Origin of the sequence: Streptomonospora arabica (genome assembly GCF_039531585.1) — a bacterium.
GTDB lineage: Bacteria > Actinomycetota > Actinomycetes > Streptosporangiales > Streptosporangiaceae > Streptomonospora > Streptomonospora halophila.
This window is the reverse complement of the sequence record NZ_BAAAQI010000011.1, coordinates 69,374-84,957: the sequence shown is the minus strand read 5'-3', so window position 1 is coordinate 84,957 and position 15,584 is coordinate 69,374. Positions and strand designations below refer to the sequence as shown.

The window sequence follows — 15,584 nt, the reverse complement described above, 5'->3', positions numbered from 1 at the left end:
CCGCTACGACACGTCTGAAGGAGCCTTCCATGACCGATCGCCGAGCCCCGACGCCGGTCGTCGACTTCCACGTCCGCCTGGCTCCGGTCGCCGGGGCCGCGGAGCGGCTGCTGCGCCGCATGGACGCCCTGGCAATCGAGCGGGCCGTGGTCTGCGCCGGCGGCGTCCTCCCGCTCTTCGACCTCTCCCGGCAGCTCGTCGAGGGAGGCCGGACCACCGGCGACCCGGACAACGGCGCGGTGCTCGCCGCAGCCGAGCGGAGCGGAGGACGGCTGGTGCCCGCCTACTTCGGCAACCCCCACCGCGACGCCGACGCCTACCGCGACGCGGCCCCGCACTACCGCGGCCTGGAGGTCTCCCCGGCGGTCCACGGGGTGGCGCTGACCGACGACCGCCTCGCCGGCCTGCTGGACGCGGCCGAAACGGCGGGACACAGCGTCTACACCGTCTGCCTGGAGCGGGAGGGCTGCCGTGTCGCCGACCTGGCCCGCCTGGCAGCCGCCCGCCCGGAGGTCACCTTCGTGCTCGGCCACACCGGCGTCGGCAACATCGACCTCTACGGGATCTCCCTGGTCGCCCCCTTGCCCAACGTGCTCGTCGAGACGTCCGGCGGCTACACCTGCGCGGTCGCCGAGGCCGTGGCAGTTCTCGGCGGCGAGCGGGTGCTGTTCGGCTCGGAGTACCCCTTGCAGGACCCCGCGGTGGAGCTGGCGAAGCTGGACGCCCTCGACCTGGCTCCCGCCGACCGGAGGCGCGTCACCCGCGACAACGCCCTGCGCCTGCTCGGTGCGGCGCGCGAGGAGGCGGCACGATGACCGCCGGGGCCGCCGCCCAGGAGGGGTTCGAAGTGGCGGGCACCGTCACCGGGGTCACCCACCGCACTGATATGGCCCGCGTCCTGGTGCGCGGTGTGATCCCCGAGGCCGACCCGGTGACCGGGGTGCTGACCCTGCTCGCAGAGAGCGGAGCCGGCGTCGACCTCGTGGCACGGACCGGTCCGGCCGAGGACGAGACCCGCGTGGGACTGGCCCTGCCCTGCGCCGACCTGGACCGGGTGCGGCCCGCCCTGGCGGGCCTGGCGCGGGATCCGCGGCTTGCGGTCGAGGTCCACGAGGACGTCGGCGAGGTCGCGGTGGAAGGAATGGGGCTGCTCAACCGCCCGCACGTCACGGCCGGGCTGCTCTGCGCGCTGGCCGGCGTCCCCCAGTACTGGCTGGCCATCTCCCAGACGCGCACATCGGCGGTCGTGCCGCGGACGGAGGTCGGTCCCGCACTGTCCCGCCTGCGCGAGGCGCTGCCCACGCTGACAGACCCGAACCAGACAAGGAGCACCACCGATGTTCGCTGACTACGGCTTCGCGCGGCGGATGCGCCTGAACCGGCTCGCACCCAACGCGATCGGGCGCATGATGATCGTGCCCCTCGACCACTCCGTCGCCGACGGTCCGCTGAAGACGGGCCGAACGCTCAACAGCCTCGTCGGAGACCTTTCACGAAGCAGCGTGGACGCCGTCGTCCTGCACAAGGGCAGCCTGCGCCACGTCGACCCCCTGTGGTTCGGCAGCACCTCTCTGATCGTGCATCTGAGCGCGAGCACCGCCCACGCCCCCGATCCGGATGCCAAGTACCTGGTGTCGAGTGTCGAGGAGGCGCTGCGGGTCGGCGCGGACGCGGTGAGCGTGCACGTCAACCTCGGATCGGAGGACGAGGCGCGCCAGGTCGCCGACCTCGCGGCTGTCGCCGAGGCCTGCGACCGCTGGAACCTGCCCTTGATGGCGATGATGTACCCGCGCGGCCCCCGCATCGCGGACCCCCGCGACGCGGCACTGGTCGCCCACAGCGCGAGCCTGGCCGCCGACCTGGGGGCCGACATCGTGAAGACCGTCTCCACCGCCACCGAGGAGGAGATGGCCGACATCGTCGACGACTGCCCCATCCCCATCGTGGTCGCCGGCGGCCCCCGCCTCGCGGACGACGAAGAGCTGGTCGAACACGTCCGAAGCGTGCTGGCCGCCGGGGTGGCGGGCGTGGCGCTCGGGCGCAGCGTCTTCCATTCGCCGGACCCGGCCGCCACCGCCCGCCGCATCGCCGACGTCGTGCACCGCGGGGTCGGCCTGAGCGAGATCGCCGGGGTCTAGCCGCGGTTTTCGCCCCTCCGCGTCCCCGCCCGCCGGATCCCCTGAACCCGCCTCCGGCATCTCCCCGAAACACGTGATGTGCGCTGAAGAGCGCCTCCTGAAGGCTGGTGACCGTGACATCCGGAAAAGCAGAAGAACGTACCGGACGAAGAATCATCGACCGAGCGCTCTCCTCGGAAGCGGAGCCGTTCGCCATCGTCGCCCGTTGCCTACGCGGCGGCCGGCGGGTGGAGGCGTTCGACGGCGAGCTCCGCGAACTCCGCACGATCGACGAGATCCCCCTTCCCGCCGCAGCGCAGCGCGGCCACCGGTACGACTCACTGGTCCTGCTGCCCTTCCGCCAGCTTCGGGAGCGCGGCTTCACCTGCACGGACGACGGCGAGCCGATCCTGCTGCTGCAGGTCGCCCGGCACGGTGAGCTGGGCGCCGAGGACCTGGAGCGGCTCGCCGAGCTCCCGGTGTCCTTCGACGGAGAGGGGGCCTTCGACACCTCCGACGAGGAGTACGAGCGTCTCGTCGGCCGGGTCCTCGCCGACGAGATCGGGGCCGGGTCGGGCTCCAACTTCGTCATCCGGCGGACCTTCTCCGTGCAGGTCGAGGGGGACCGCCTCCGGTTCGCGCTGGGGCTCTTCCACCGCCTGCTGAAAGAGGAGAGCGGCGCCTACTGGACCTTCGTCGTGCACACCGGCGAGCGGATCTTCGTCGGGGCGACGCCCGAGCGCCACGTCAGCCTCGACGGCGGCGTGGCCTCGATGACCCCCATCAGCGGCACCTACCACTACCCCGAACAGGGCCCGGACCTGGAGGGTGTGGTCGAGTTCCTCGCCGACCGCAAGGAGACCGACGAGCTGTACATGGTCGTCGACGAGGAACTCAAGATGATGGCCGGGGTCTGCGAGGACGGCGGCCGCGTCCACGGCCCCTGGCTGCGGCCGATGGCGCGCCTGGCCCACACCGAATACGAGATCCGCGGGACCACCGCGCTGAATCCGCGGCAGGTGCTCCGGCGCACCATGTTCGCACCGACCGTCGTCGGCAGCCCGCTGGAGAACGCCTGCCGGGTCATCACCCGCTACGAGCCGGCGGGCCGCGGCTACTACAGCGGCGCCATCGCCCTGCTGGGCGCTGACGATGCCGGCTACACGCTCGACTCCGCGATCATGATCCGCACCGGCCGGATCGACCCGGACGGGCGGATGAGTCTGGGTGTGGGCGCCACCCTGGTCCGCCACTCCGCGCCCGCGCGGGAGACGGCCGAGACGTGGGCCAAGGCGGCCGGGCTGCTGGGCGCCGCGGGACCGCGCAGACGGAAGGCGGTGGACACCCGGGGCGTCTTCGACCACCCGCGGACCCGCGCGGCGCTCGAAGCGCGCAACCGCGACCTGTCGGGCTTCTGGCTCGCTGACAGGCAGGCACCCGCATCGGAGGCGCCGCCGCCGCTGCTGGACCGAAGCGTCCTCGTGGTCGACGCCGAGGACTCCTTCACCGGCATGCTCGCCCACCAGTTCCGCTCCCTCGGAGCACGGGTGCAGGTGGTTCGCCACGACCTGGTGGACCGGGAGGCGCCGGCCGACCACGGGCTCGTCGTCGTGGGTCCCGGACCGGGCGATCCCTGCGACGCCTCCGACTCCCGCATCGCCGGCCTGCGGAGGCTGACCGGCGACCTGCTCGCCGACGGCCGTCCGTTCCTGTCGGTGTGCCTGGGCCACCAGGTGCTGGCCTCGGTGTTGGGCCTGGATGTGTGCCGCCGGGCGGTACCCGACCAGGGAAAGCAGCGCCGGATCGACCTGTTCGGCAGGTCCGCCACGGTCGCCTTCTACAGCACCTACGTGGCGGTCTGCCCGGCGGACGAGGTCGCCGGCCCCACCGGCCCGGTGCACGTGAGCAGGGAACCCACCGGCGAGGTGCACGCTCTGCGCGGGCCGCACTTCGCGTCCATGCAGTTCCACCCGGAGTCCCTGCTCACCCCCGAAGGCCCCGAGCTGATAGCCGAGTCGGTGCGCCATCTGCTCGATCCCGTGGGAGGAACCCGTGCCTGATACACCGGCCGTCACCACCGAGGCCGCCCGCGCGCCCGCGGAGCGGGGGACCGGCGGGCCCTGGTTGTGGCTGCCGGCCCAGCAGCAGCCCGCCTGGTCCGGGCACGGCGACCTGGGGTGGGTGCGGGACCGGCTCTCGGAGATACCCCCGCTGGTCGCCGCGGACGAGATCGACACCCTCACCGCGGACCTGGCGCGGGCGGCCGCCGGCGGCGCCCGAATCCTGCAGGCGGGCGACTGCGCGGAGGACCTGCGCGAGTGCACGCCCGCGCACATCCGCGCGAAGACGTCCGTCCTCGCGGGCCTCGGCGGGCACCTGCGCCGCCTCAGCGGCCAGCCCGTGGTCGAGGTGGGGCGGATCGGCGGCCAGTTCGGCAAGCCCCGCTCGTCGCCGGTGGAGACCGTCGACGGTGTGGAGGTCCCCGCCTTCCGCGGCCACATCGTCCACTCCGAGACGCCGACGCCGGAGGCGCGGCGGCCGGATCCGCTGCGGATGCTCCGGGTCCACGCCGCGAGCGCGGCCGTGGCCGACCGGCTCCGGCGGGAGCGGGTGCGGCGCGGCCGCGGACGCAGCGCCGGACCGGGGCCCTGGACCAGTCACGAGGCCCTCGTCCTGGACTACGAGGCGCCGCTGGTTCGCAGGGAGGCCGACGGACGGCTGCTCCTCGGATCCACCCACCTCCCCTGGCTGGGAGACCGCACGCGCGGCCTGAACGCCGCCCACCTGGCGCTGCTGGGCGCCGTCGCCAACCCCGTCGGCTGCAAGATCGGCCCCGCGGCGACCCCCGAGGACGTCGCCCGCCTCTGTGCGCGGCTGGACCCCGACCGCGCCCCCGGCCGCCTGGTGCTCATCGTGCGCATGGGCCGCGCACGCGTCGCCGAGCACCTGCCCGGCATCGTCCAGGCCGTCCGGCGCGGCGGGCACCCGGTCGTGTGGCTGTCCGACCCCATGCACGGCAACACCGTGCACGCGCCCGACGGGCGCAAGACCCGCCATCTCGACGACCTCGTCGCCGAGGCGCGGGCCTTCCAGAGCGTGCTGCGCCGCCATCGGCAGCACCCGGGCGGCTTCCACCTGGAGGTCGCCGCCTCCGACGTCACCGAGTGCGTGGGAGGGACGGTGGGCGGGACCGCAGCGATCGGACGGCGCTACACCACCCTGTGCGACCCGCGGCTGAACCCGGAGCAGGCACACGAGCTCCTGGCCGCCTGCGTGTGAGACCCGTCCGGCCCCAGGCACCGTGCGCTACGGCAGGAAGGACAGACAGGACATGAGGTATGCGGAACTGAGCGGGCGGGTCGCCCTGGTGACCGGTGCGGGGCGGGGGATCGGCGCCGCAGTGGCGCGTGGGCTCGCCGAGCAGGGTGCCCGCGTCGTGGCCTGCGACGTGGACGCCGCCGGACTGCGCAGGCTCTCCGGCGAGGCCGCTGCGGACGCCGGCCGCGTCCACCCCCACACCGTCGACGTGACCGACGCCGACGACACCGAACGCCTGGTCAACCACGTCGAGGCCGAGTACGGGCCGATCGACGTGCTGGCCAACGTGGCCGGCGTGCTGCGCACCGACGACCTGGTCAAGCTCGACACCGCGGACTGGCGGGCGGTCTTCGACGTCAACACCCACGGCGTCTTCCACGTCTCCCGCGCGGTCGCCGGCCGGATGGTCTCGCGCGGGCGCGGCTCGATCATCACCGTCGCCTCCAACGCGGCACGGGTACCGCGGGCGGGCATGGGGGCCTACGCCGCGTCCAAGGCGGCTTCGGCCATGTTCACCCGCTGCCTCGGCCTGGAGCTGGCCGAGCACGGAATCCGGTGCAACATCGTCAGCCCCGGGTCGACCGACACGCCGATGCTGAGGTCGATGTGGCACGACGAGCGCGACCGTGAGGCCACCCTCAAGGGCTCCCTGGAGCGCCATCGCATCGGCATCCCGCTGCAGCGGCTGGCCCGCCCGGAGGACATCGCCGACGCGGTGCTCTTCCTGGTCTCCGACCGGGCCCGCCACATCACCATGCAGGACCTGCAGATCGACGGCGGCGCTGCGCTCGGCGCCTGACCCGCCGGCGCCCGCCTCGCGCGGCGCCGCCGGGAGAGGCCACGCACACCACCCGCGGCCGACCGGCCGCCAACCGACAGAGGGAGACCCATGAGCATCCCACGCGGCCTGACCTATCCGATGCCCGACCACCAGCCTGCCAACCAGGTCTCCTGGCGGCCCGACCCCGAACGCGCCGCGTTGCTCGTCCACGACATGCAGAACTACTTCGTGGACTTCTTCCGCCCCGGGGCCTCGCCGGTCACCCGGCTGCTGGCCAACTGCGCCCGGCTGCGCGAGGCCGCCCACGAGCAGGGGATCCCGGTCTACTACACCGCCCAGCCCGGTTCGATGACCCGCGACCAGCGCGGACTGCTGCACGACTTCTGGGGTCCGGGCATGACAGCGGAAGGCGCCGGGCCCGACGCCCCGCGCGCGGTCGTGCCCGACCTTGCTCCGCACGCGGCCGACACGCTGATCACCAAGTGGCGCTACAGCGCCTTCGCCTATTCCGACCTGGGGGAGCGGTTGCGCGCCCAGGGGCGGGACCAGCTGATCGTCTGCGGGGTCTACGCCCACGTGGGCTGCCTGATGACCGCCTCCGACGCCTTCGCTCGCGACATCGAGCCCTTCCTGGTGGGCGACGCCGTCGCCGACTTCTCCGCCGAGGACCACCGCATGGCCCTCGACTACTGCGCCCGCCGCTGCGGCGCCGTCCTGCCCACCGACCGGGTGCTCGCCGACCTGGCGGCCCGGACGGTCGCGGTGGAGAAGTGAACGCCGGAAGCGGCGGTGCGGCCGCCGACGCGGGTGCGCGCCGCCGCATCGTCGTGGCCGTCACCGGGGCCACCGGGGCGCCGCTGGCCGCGCGCCTGCTGGAGGTGCTGGCCGCACTGCCGGATATCGAGACCCATCTGGTGCTGAGCCGGTGGGCGCGCGCCACCGTGGAGCTGGAGTGCGGCCACGGTGCGGCGCGCCTGAGCGAGCTGGCCGACGCCGCCTACGCCCCCGATGACCAGGCGGCGCCGATCTCCAGCGGCTCCTTCCTCACCTGCGGGATGGTGGTCGTGCCCTGCAGCATGAAGACGCTCGCCGGCATCCGCACCGGGTACGCCGACGGGCTGATCCCCCGGGCGGCCGACGTCGTGCTCAAGGAGCGGCGCCGCCTGGTCCTGGTGACGCGGGAGACCCCCCTCAACGAGATCCACCTGGAGAACATGCTGGCCCTGAGCCGCATGGGCGCGGTGGTGCTGCCCCCCGCCCCCGCCTTCTACAACCGGCCCCGGACCGTGGAGGACGTCGTCGACCACATCGTCGCGCGCGTACTGGACCAGTTCGGTATCAGCGTGCCCGCGCAGCGGTGGGAAGGGATGCGTTCCGCCCGCCGGGCCCGGGAGTCGGCGGTCCGGCCGGTCTCGGCCGTCGACGCGTGAGAGGACGGACATGACCCACTACGACGACTTCCGCGCGTTCCTCGACGCGCTCGACGGCGCCGGCCGGCTGGTGCGGATATCCGAACCGGTCGACGCGGAGCCCGACCTGGCCGCTGCCGCCACCGCTGCGGCCCGCCTCGGCGACCGGGAACCGGCGCTGTACTTCACGTCGGTGAACGGGTTCACCGATGCGCGTGTGGCCCTCAACGCCCACGGCTCCTGGGCCAACCACGCGATCGCGCTGGGCATGGAGCCGGACACCCCGGTGCGCGAGCAGGTCGCGGAGCTCACCCGGCGCTGGGACGACTTCCCCGTCGCACCGACCCACCGCGAGGGCGCGCCGTTCCTGCAGAACACGCTGGAGGGCTCCGAAGTCGACCTGTTCCGCGTCCTCCCGCTGTTCCGCGTCAACGAGGGCGACGGCGGCTTCTTCCTGGACAAGGCGGCGGTTATCAGCCGCGACCCGGACCACTGGGACGACACCGACCGGCAGAACGTCGGCATCTACCGGCTCCAGGTCAAGGGCACCGACAAGCTCGGCTTGCAGCCCGGCACGATCCACGACGTCGCCCAGCACCTGCGGCACAGTGAGGAGCGCGGGGAGGACCTGCCGATCGCCATCGCCGTGGGCAACGACCCCGCCGTCACCATCGCCGCCTCGACCCCCATGGCCTACGACCAGTCCGAGTACGAGATGGCCGGCGCGCTGCGCGGGGCCCCCGTTCCGCTCGCCAAGGGGCCGCTGACCGGGCTCGACGTGCCCTGGGGCGCCGAGGTGCTGCTGGAGGGGGCGGTCCTCGGCCGCAGACGCGAGTTCGAGGGCCCCTTCGGCGAGTTCACCGGCCACTACTCCGGAGGGCGGGCGATGGCGGTGATCCGCGTCGACCGCATCTCCTACCGCACCGACCCCGTGTTCGAGCACCTGCACCTGGGGCGGCCCTGGACCGAGATCGACTACCTCATGGGGCCCTCGACCTGCGTTCCGCTGTTCAAGCAACTGCGGGAGGACTTCCCGGAGGTCGTGGCCGTCAACGCGATGTACACCCACGGGCTGGTGGCCATCGTCTCGGTCCGCCCGCGCCAGGGCGGTTTCGCCCGCGCGGTGGGGCTGCGGGCGATGACGACCCGGCACGGCCTGGGGTACTGCAAGATCGTCATCGTCGTCGACGAGGACGTCGACCCCTTCGACCTCCCGCAGGTCATGTGGGCGCTGTCGACCAAGGTCAACCCGGACGAGGACATGGTGCACCTGTCGAACATGTCGATCCTGCCGCTGGACCCGTCCTCCTCGCCGGTGGGGATCAGCGGCAAGGTCGTCATCGACGCCACCGCCCCGGTCGAGCCGGATCGCAGGGGCAGGCACGGCCACCCGGTGCGCGACCATCCCGAGACGCAGCGCTGGCTGCGCGTGCTCCGTGAACGGATCAAGGAGAGGTGAGGAACCCGTGACCTGCCCCCGCTGCGGCGACAGCACGTGCGCCGTGATCGCCTCCTCCCCGGTCCCCGGCGTCTGGGACGTGGGGTTGTGCCCGGTGTGCCACTACACGTGGCGCAGCAGCGAGCCGCCCCGGCAGTCCGACCCGGGCGCCTTCGCCGAGGAGTTCCGCCTCACCGCCGAGGACGTCGGCGCGGCCGTGGAGCTGCCGCCCGTTCCGCCGCGCCGCGCGGACCGCGGCTGAGCGGCTCCGGGCGAACGGGGCGGGCGGGCGACCGCCCCGCCCGCCCCGAAGGCCTCAAGGGCGGATGTTGTGGTTGAAGCGGAAGAGGTTCGCGGGATCGAAGCGCCGCTTGAGCTCCACCAGGCGACGCAGGTTGCCCGGCGTGTAGGCGGCCGCCACCCGGTCGGGGGCGCTGAGGAAGTTGAGGAACACCGAGCCGGCCGCGTGCGGTGCCAGGCGCCCGGCCAGCCGCGCCGTCTCGGTCCGTGCCGCCGGATGCGCCTCCGGGGTGAGCCGGGGAGCGATCGCGATCACCGAGAAGGGCGCGTCGCGGTGCCCGGCCGGACTGGTGTCCGCGGCGAGGCGGGCGGGCGCTCCCGACCAGTTGCGAACCTCCACGACCGAGACCGGGGACGCGGGGGAGAAGCAGGTGGCCGTCAGTTCCTCGATCACCTCGTCCGCGAGCACGCGGAAGAGGTCCGTGTGCTCCTCGCTGACCTGGGCCTCCGGCTGGGGGTCCGACAGCGCGGTGAGCTCGTCGAAGCGCATCGGCCGCAGCCCGCCCAGCAGGGGAGTGCCGGCGGCCGCACATAGCCGGTCGACGTGCCGCCGGCACCGCCGGTCGTCGGAGAGGACGCACACCCGCAGGGCGACCACGCTGCGGCCGCGCAGCGGCTCCGGCAGGTCCGCGGAGTCGGGCAGCCGCAGCAGCACCGCGGCGGTGACCACGTCCTCGGGTTCGTCGGCGGCCGACGCCCGGTAGGCGTCCAGGATCGCGTGCGCGCGTTCGCCGGGGTAGAAGAGCACGCCTCCGCGGACGCTTTTGACGGGGTGCAGGCGCATCTCCAGTTCGGTGGCCACACCGAAGTTGCCGCCCCCGCCGCGCAGCGCCCAGAACAGCTCCGCCTCGCGGTCGGGGCCGACGCGCAGGACGCGGGCGTCGGCGGTGACGACCTCGGCGCCCAGCAGGTTGTCGGCCGCGAATCCGTGGCGGCGCGTCAGCCACCCCAGTCCGCCTCCCAGGCAGTATCCCGCCACGCCCACCTCGGGGGACGTGCCCGAGACGGGGGCGAGCCCGTAGCGCGCCGCCGCCGCGACGACCGCGCGCCACCGAGCGCCGCCGCCCACCCGTGCCGTCCGGCTCTCCGGGTCCACGCTGACCCGGGCTACACCACCGGTGCGCAGCAGCAGGCCGCCGGACTGCCCGCGCACGGCGCCGTGGCCACCGCACTGGACGCCGAGGTCGTGCCCGTGCTCACGGCAGAAGGCGACGGCGCGCCGCACGTCCTCGGTGCAGGAGGCGTCGGCGACGAGGTCGGGCCGCGGTGCGACGTTGCGCCGCCAAGGCAGCCAGGCCTCCGCGTCCCGCCCCGCCTCGCGGACTGCGCCGCAGAAGCCGGAGCGCAGTCCGGCGGCGCGCGGCGCGCCGGCGGTGGCGCTGTCCGCGCTCACGACGTGGCCGGGCCGGGCGTCTCGACCAGCGGCTCGATGTGGTGGCCGCGCCGGCGCAGCCGCGCGTCGCGCATCGCCGGCGGCCGGTAGTGGGAGTCCGCCGGGTTCAGCACCGTGCCCGGGGGGACGATCTCGTCGATGCGGTCCAGGAGGGCGTCGTCGAGGGTGGTCCCGGTCGCGGCGAGCAAATCCTCCATCTGCTCCATCGTGCGGGCGCCCAGAATGACGGAGGTGACCTGCGGGTGTGCGGCCGCGAAAGCGATCGACATGTGGACGAGCGACAGGCCGGCGTCCTCGGCGAGCTTCGTCAGTTCGGTGACGGCCTCGCGCTTGCGGACGTTGCCGGGCAGTGCGGGGTCGAAGTTGCGGCGGTGCGCGGCCTGCCGCCCCCGCGTCAGGTCGATCTCCCCCTGGAAGCGGCCGGTCAGCCACCCCTCGCTGAGCGGGCTCCACGTCATCACGCCCATGCCGTAGCGGGCGCAGGTGGGCAGCACCGCCGTCTCGGCGGAGCGGTTCAGGATCGAGTACGGCGGCTGCTCGGTGCGCAGCCGCACGTGCCCCCGCCGCTCGGCGACCCACTGCGCCTCGACGATCTGCTCCGCGGGGAAGGTGGAGGACCCCGCGGCGCGGATCTTGCCGGAGCGCACCAGGTCGCTGAGCACGCCCAGGGTCTCGTCGATGTCGGTGTGCGGGTCGGGGCGGTGCACCTGGTACAGGTCGAGGTGGTCGGTTCCCAGGCGGCGCAGGCTGTCCTCGACGGCGCGGGTGATCCAGCGGCGCGAGTTGCCCCAGGTGTTGGCGTCCTCGCCCATGGGGTAGTGCACCTTGCCGGCCAGCACGACGTCGTCGCGCACCCCCTTCAAGGCCCGTCCCACGATCTCCTCGCAGGCCCCGCCGCCGTAGACGTCGGCGGTGTCCACGAAGTTGACGCCGGAGTCGAGCGCCCGGTGGATGACCGGAGCCGCGTCCTCGTACGTGGTTCCGCCCCACGGGCCGAACATCATCGTTCCCAGGCAGAACGGGCTCACCTTGATTCCGGTACCGCCGAGAGCGCGCAGGCGCATGGTTCCTCGCTCCTTGTGGTCGCTGGGGAGGGCGCCTCCACGCTCGCAGAGGGCGGACTCCGCGCACCTCACGCGTTCGCGCCATCCTCCTCGGCCGCCGTGTCCGCAACGGACGGTGCCGGCGGCGGAGCGGGCCGCACTGGCGCGGATGCGGGATGCCTTGGCGGTCCGGCCGGTGTGAGGCTGGCCCCGGGCGGCCGACGCCCCCTTCGACCGAGCGGAAAGGACGCCCATGAGCGCCGACAGCACAGCCGGGGACCCCCGCGGGCTCCGGTTCGAGATCACGCACCGCCTCCGCCCCGTCGATCCGCTCGCCCCGGGGTTCGTCGTCTTCGACACCGACCGGTCCCCCGAGGCGCTGAACGGCGAGGACAAGTCGCGGGTCCTCACGGGCCGCTCGCCGGCGGCCCCCTTCGGGGCCGTCGTCGCCGACGTGGCGGCCCATGAGCCCGGAGGCACCGTCGCGCTGGGACTGGGCAGCGGCGAGGAGGGATCGGCGGACGGCGTCATGGTCGTCTACGACTCGACGGCGGGCCGGACGCGCCTGGAGGTCACCGTCGAGGGAGTCACGACCGCCGTGGAGGGCGCGCAGCTCCAGCTCACACCGCCCTACCAGTTCGCTGTCACGGTCACCGGCAACGCGGTGACCGCTCTGGTCCGGCCCGAGGGCGGGGAGTGGGGGGAGCCCGTGGTGGGGGAGGGCCGCAACGTGCGCCGTCTGGTCGATCTCCGCGACCCGGACCTCCTGGCGCGGTGGGAGTACGCGTTCGCCGCGCCGGGGACCCGGCTGCGCCGGGTCCGTGCCGGGTACTTCGGCCAGGTGGGCATCCGCGATCCGCAGCTGGTGACCCACGCGGACGGGCGGCCCTACACGCGCAGCGGCAGCTTCTTCCTCACAGCCGGATGCGCGGGGATGGGGTTCGCACAGGAGGCCCACTGGGCGGTCTGGGAGTTCGACCCGCGGGCGCCCGAGCGCATGCGGCAGGTCGCCAAGCTCTTCTTCACCCACGACGGGGTGGTCACTGGAGACAACGCCGGACACGTGGTCTACGACGACGAGCGGGAGCGCTTCGCGCTGGTCGTGTGCGGCGGCGACCTGCCGACACCCGGAGTGCACGTCCGCTACGCCCAGACGGCCGAGGACGTGCTCAGCGGTGTACACGTGCTGCCCAACGAGCGGTTGCCCGCGCCCTCGACACTGAGCGCGTGGGAGCCCTCCCTGGCCAGGATCGGCGGGCGCTGGCACACCCTCTACGCCGACGTGGTCCGGTTCGCCCCTGATCTGGAGTTCCATCCCGTCCTCGCCGCCGCCGAACCGGGGGCCGAGCTGGGTGAGCCCATGGACGTGCAGGCCCGGGACCGCTCGGCCCGGCGCACCGAAGGGTGCGTGCTGCGCCGGGCGGGGGCGCGGTGGTGGGCGCTGGCCACGGACGACGCCGAACGGCGCTACAAGGTCTACGACCTGGACCTGCGCCTGCTGGGCGCCCTCGACGCCCCGTACGTCTCGGGTGGCCCGCACCCGCAGGTGTTCCCGGTCTCGGAGGAGCCCGGCGCCGACTGGGTGCTGGTCACCTTCGACGGCAGCCAGTACGCGCCGGACGTGCTCGGTTACGGTACCGAGGGCGAGCTGGTCGTCATGCGTGCTCCTGGAGCGCGGTGATCCGCTCCTGCAGGCCGGCGTTGACCTTGCGGTTGAACTCCAGCAGCAGGCTCCGCTGCTCCTCGGTGCAGCTTTCGATGACCTCGGTGTAGGCCTGGTCCAGCGCGTCGAAGGTCCGGGTCAGCCGCGCGTAGGCGCCGTCGCGGAGGAGTTCGACGAGGACCTTTCTGCGGTCCTCCTCGTCGCGGCGGCGCCGGACGAAGCCCGCCTTCTCCAGCCGGTCCACCGCCGCCGTTATCGCGCCCCCGCGCGAGAGCCCCGCGTGCGCCGCCAGCTCACCGGGGCTCATCGCACCGTTCTTGTCGAGCGCTCCCAGGCAGTTCACGTCGGTGATGTTGATGCCGAGGTGCCCGGCGACCGCCGCGTGGAAGCGCACCGCGAGAGCCGCCCCCACGCGCAGCTCCTCGTAGAGGGCGCCGATGTCGCTCGACCGCCGTGTACCCGGTGTTGACACCGTGCTCACCCCTCAAATAATCTCTCCAGAACAGAGAGAGTCGATGTCCGTGAATCTCTCTTATTGTATATCTCTCTATCCTATCCTCCAGTGCTGGAGTCCACCATGACGGAAGTACCGTCCCCGTCGGCGGCCAAGAGCTCCACCCGGTGGATCGTCCTCGGCGTCGTCCTCATCGCCCTGTTCATGGACCTCGTGGACGCGACGATCGTCAACATCGTTCTCCCCCGCATGCAGAGCAGCCTGGGCGCCGAGTACTCGGCGGCCCAGTGGATCCTCGCGGGCTACTCGCTGACCTTCGCCCTGGTCCTGGTCACCGGCGGCCGCCTGGGCGACATCCTGGGCCGCAAGCGGTTGTTCCTGGCGGGCATGGCGGTCTTCACCGTCGCCTCGGTGGTGTGCGGCGCGGCGCCCGTCGCCGAGGTCCTGATCGCCGGGCGCCTCGTGCAGGGCGTGGGCGCCGCCCTGATGGTGCCGCAGGTCATGTCGGTCATCATCGTGCTGTTCGACCACCGGGAACGCGCCAAGGCCTTCGTCTTCTACGGCATCACGCTGAGTCTGGCCAACGTCAGCGGCCCTGTGCTGGGTGCCGTGCTGACCGAGGCCGACCTCTTCGGCCTGGGTTGGCGGAGCATCTTCTACGTCAACCTGCCGCTGGGAGCCGCCGCCATCGCGCTCGCCCTGTGGCTCATGCCGGAGAGCAGGGCCGTCAATCCGCTGCGTCCCGACCCCGTCGGCATCGTGCTGATCAGCCTGGCCATGTTCGCGATCATGTACCCGCTCATCCAGGGGAGCGATCGCGGCTGGGACACCGCGACCTTCGTCATCCTCGCCGCCGCTGTGCCGCTGCTGATCGCGTTCGCCGCGCATCAGCGCCGCCGCGACCGCCTCACCGGCTCGGCCCTCGTGCCTCCGTCGCTGTTCGCGCGCCGCTCGTTCACGGCCGGCACCGTCGTCATGTTCGTGCTGTTCTCCGGTCTGGCGTCGCTCTTTCTGGTCCTCACCTACGATCTCCAGCTCGGCCAGGGCTGGTCGCCCCTGCTCACCGCCGCCGCCATCGTCAGTTGGCCGATCGGCATCACCCTGATGTCCGGCGTCGCCCAGCGCTACGCCACCACCCACGGGCGCCGGGTCATCGGCATCGGCCTGGCGGTCATGCTCGTGGGCGCGGTCACCCTGATCGCGGTGCTGTCGACCGTCGGCCCCCAGGTCACGTGGTGGCAGGTGGCGCTGCCGGTTCTGGCCACCGGTCTCGGCATGGGCATGTGCGTGCCCATCCTGGCCAGCGTCGTCCTCGCCGACGTGCCCGCAGACAGCGCCGGAGCCGGCTCGGGCGTGGCCAACGCGGTCATGCAGCTGGGCACCGCATTCGGCGTGGCCGTGGTCGGAGTCCTCTTCTTCTGGCTGGCCACGACGGGTGCGCCGGTCGACCCGGCCGACCCGGCCCACCGCCAGGCGTTCTCCGACGCCGCCGCCGTCACGCTGTGGTACAACGCGGGAGCCTTCCTGGTCGCCCTGCTCCTGGTGCCCATGCTGCCCCGGGCGGCCCAGCCCGAGCCCGGTGCCGCCCCCGAGGCCGAGGACCGGTCCGGTCCCGAGCCGCGTCCCGAGGTCGGGGCCGAACAGGCCTGACGGCGCACGTACCAGCGC

General features: G+C 73.2%; 15 protein-coding genes. 12 read left to right on the top strand and 3 right to left on the bottom strand.

The genetic code is table 11. From position 1 onward, the window contains the following. The first annotated feature begins 29 nt into the window (after positions 1–29). The 10 genes from ABD284_RS17645 (at position 30) to ABD284_RS17600 (ending at position 9,325) form a co-directional block, all read left to right on the top strand. Positions 30–815, top strand: coding sequence for an amidohydrolase family protein (locus ABD284_RS17645; protein ID WP_344144779.1), 786 nt, complete (start codon positions 30–32; stop codon positions 813–815). Next, positions 812–1,348 carry a hypothetical protein gene (locus ABD284_RS17640; protein ID WP_344144777.1) on the top strand — a complete coding sequence of 179 codons (537 nt, stop codon included), beginning with the start codon at positions 812–814 and terminating at the stop codon, positions 1,346–1,348. Before ABD284_RS17645 ends, ABD284_RS17640 begins: the two co-directional genes overlap by 4 nt. Beyond that, positions 1,338–2,138 (top strand): 2-amino-3,7-dideoxy-D-threo-hept-6-ulosonate synthase, encoded by an 801-nt coding sequence (locus tag ABD284_RS17635; protein WP_344144775.1) that lies wholly within the window; start codon positions 1,338–1,340, stop codon positions 2,136–2,138. The genes ABD284_RS17640 and ABD284_RS17635 overlap by 11 nt, the downstream gene beginning before the upstream one ends. Positions 2,139–2,365: 227 nt before the next feature. After that, on the top strand, positions 2,366–4,177 hold the full coding sequence (locus ABD284_RS17630) for an anthranilate synthase family protein (RefSeq protein WP_344144773.1): 1,812 nt from the start codon (positions 2,366–2,368) through the stop codon (positions 4,175–4,177). Next, on the top strand, positions 4,170–5,396 hold the full coding sequence (locus ABD284_RS17625; protein ID WP_344144771.1) for a 3-deoxy-7-phosphoheptulonate synthase: 1,227 nt from the start codon (positions 4,170–4,172) through the stop codon (positions 5,394–5,396). The genes ABD284_RS17630 and ABD284_RS17625 overlap by 8 nt, the downstream gene beginning before the upstream one ends. 52 nt (positions 5,397–5,448) lie before the next feature. Next, positions 5,449–6,234, top strand: a complete 786-nt coding sequence (locus tag ABD284_RS17620) for a 2,3-dihydro-2,3-dihydroxybenzoate dehydrogenase (protein ID WP_344144769.1) — start codon at positions 5,449–5,451, stop codon at positions 6,232–6,234. A 90-nt stretch (positions 6,235–6,324) separates the two neighbouring features. After that, the gene (locus ABD284_RS17615) at positions 6,325–6,990 is read left to right on the top strand and encodes an isochorismatase family protein (RefSeq protein ID WP_344144767.1); all 666 of its coding nucleotides are present in this window, start codon (positions 6,325–6,327) and stop codon (positions 6,988–6,990) included. Then, positions 6,987–7,646, top strand: a complete 660-nt coding sequence (locus ABD284_RS17610) for a UbiX family flavin prenyltransferase (RefSeq protein WP_344144765.1) — start codon at positions 6,987–6,989, stop codon at positions 7,644–7,646. The genes ABD284_RS17615 and ABD284_RS17610 overlap by 4 nt, the downstream gene beginning before the upstream one ends. Before the next feature lie 10 nt (positions 7,647–7,656). Continuing rightward, a complete protein-coding gene (locus ABD284_RS17605) occupies positions 7,657–9,084 on the top strand; it encodes a non-oxidative hydroxyarylic acid decarboxylases subunit C (protein WP_344144763.1) in 1,428 nt (475 codons plus the stop codon). A 7-nt stretch (positions 9,085–9,091) separates the two neighbouring features. Then, on the top strand, positions 9,092–9,325 hold the full coding sequence (locus tag ABD284_RS17600; RefSeq protein ID WP_344144761.1) for a non-oxidative hydroxyarylic acid decarboxylases subunit D: 234 nt from the start codon (positions 9,092–9,094) through the stop codon (positions 9,323–9,325). A gap of 54 nt (positions 9,326–9,379) precedes the next feature. Here ABD284_RS17600 and ABD284_RS17595 read toward each other — a convergent pair whose 3' ends face one another. Both ABD284_RS17595 and ABD284_RS17590 read right to left on the bottom strand, forming a co-directional pair. Continuing rightward, complete coding sequence (locus tag ABD284_RS17595) at positions 9,380–10,756, bottom strand: FAD-binding oxidoreductase (RefSeq protein WP_344144759.1); 1,377 nt, start codon at positions 10,754–10,756, stop codon at positions 9,380–9,382. Then, positions 10,753–11,820, bottom strand: coding sequence for an aldo/keto reductase (locus tag ABD284_RS17590; protein ID WP_344144757.1), 1,068 nt, complete (start codon positions 11,818–11,820; stop codon positions 10,753–10,755). The genes ABD284_RS17595 and ABD284_RS17590 overlap by 4 nt, the downstream gene beginning before the upstream one ends. A 232-nt stretch (positions 11,821–12,052) precedes the next feature. On the opposite strand from ABD284_RS17590, the gene ABD284_RS17585 reads away from it, so the two are divergent. Further along, positions 12,053–13,480, top strand: coding sequence for a hypothetical protein (locus tag ABD284_RS17585; protein ID WP_344144755.1), 1,428 nt, complete (start codon positions 12,053–12,055; stop codon positions 13,478–13,480). Here the strand turns inward: ABD284_RS17585 and ABD284_RS17580 are convergent. After that, entirely contained in the window at positions 13,455–13,943 is a 489-nt protein-coding gene (locus ABD284_RS17580; RefSeq protein WP_344144753.1) for a MarR family winged helix-turn-helix transcriptional regulator, read from the bottom strand. The two genes, ABD284_RS17585 and ABD284_RS17580, sit on opposite strands and share 26 nt — an antisense overlap. A 96-nt stretch (positions 13,944–14,039) precedes the next feature. On the opposite strand from ABD284_RS17580, the gene ABD284_RS17575 reads away from it, so the two are divergent. Continuing rightward, positions 14,040–15,566 carry an MFS transporter gene (locus ABD284_RS17575; protein ID WP_344144751.1) on the top strand — a complete coding sequence of 509 codons (1,527 nt, stop codon included), beginning with the start codon at positions 14,040–14,042 and terminating at the stop codon, positions 15,564–15,566. The last annotated feature ends 18 nt before the right edge of the window (positions 15,567–15,584 follow it).

Bases quoted from the DNA above. Each gene is read 5' to 3' on its own strand.
- ABD284_RS17645 (WP_344144779.1), top strand. From the start codon at position 30: ATGACCGATCGCCGAGCCCCGACGCCGGTCGTCGACTTCCACGTCCGC.
- ABD284_RS17640 (WP_344144777.1), top strand. From the start codon at position 812: ATGACCGCCGGGGCCGCCGCCCAGGAGGGGTTCGAAGTGGCGGGCACC.
- ABD284_RS17635 (WP_344144775.1), top strand. From the start codon at position 1,338: ATGTTCGCTGACTACGGCTTCGCGCGGCGGATGCGCCTGAACCGGCTC.
- ABD284_RS17620 (WP_344144769.1), top strand. From the start codon at position 5,449: ATGAGGTATGCGGAACTGAGCGGGCGGGTCGCCCTGGTGACCGGTGCG.
- ABD284_RS17615 (WP_344144767.1), top strand. From the start codon at position 6,325: ATGAGCATCCCACGCGGCCTGACCTATCCGATGCCCGACCACCAGCCT.
- ABD284_RS17605 (WP_344144763.1), top strand. From the start codon at position 7,657: ATGACCCACTACGACGACTTCCGCGCGTTCCTCGACGCGCTCGACGGC.
- ABD284_RS17590 (WP_344144757.1), bottom strand. From the start codon at position 11,820: ATGCGCCTGCGCGCTCTCGGCGGTACCGGAATCAAGGTGAGCCCGTTC.
- ABD284_RS17585 (WP_344144755.1), top strand. From the start codon at position 12,053: ATGAGCGCCGACAGCACAGCCGGGGACCCCCGCGGGCTCCGGTTCGAG.
- ABD284_RS17575 (WP_344144751.1), top strand. From the start codon at position 14,040: ATGACGGAAGTACCGTCCCCGTCGGCGGCCAAGAGCTCCACCCGGTGG.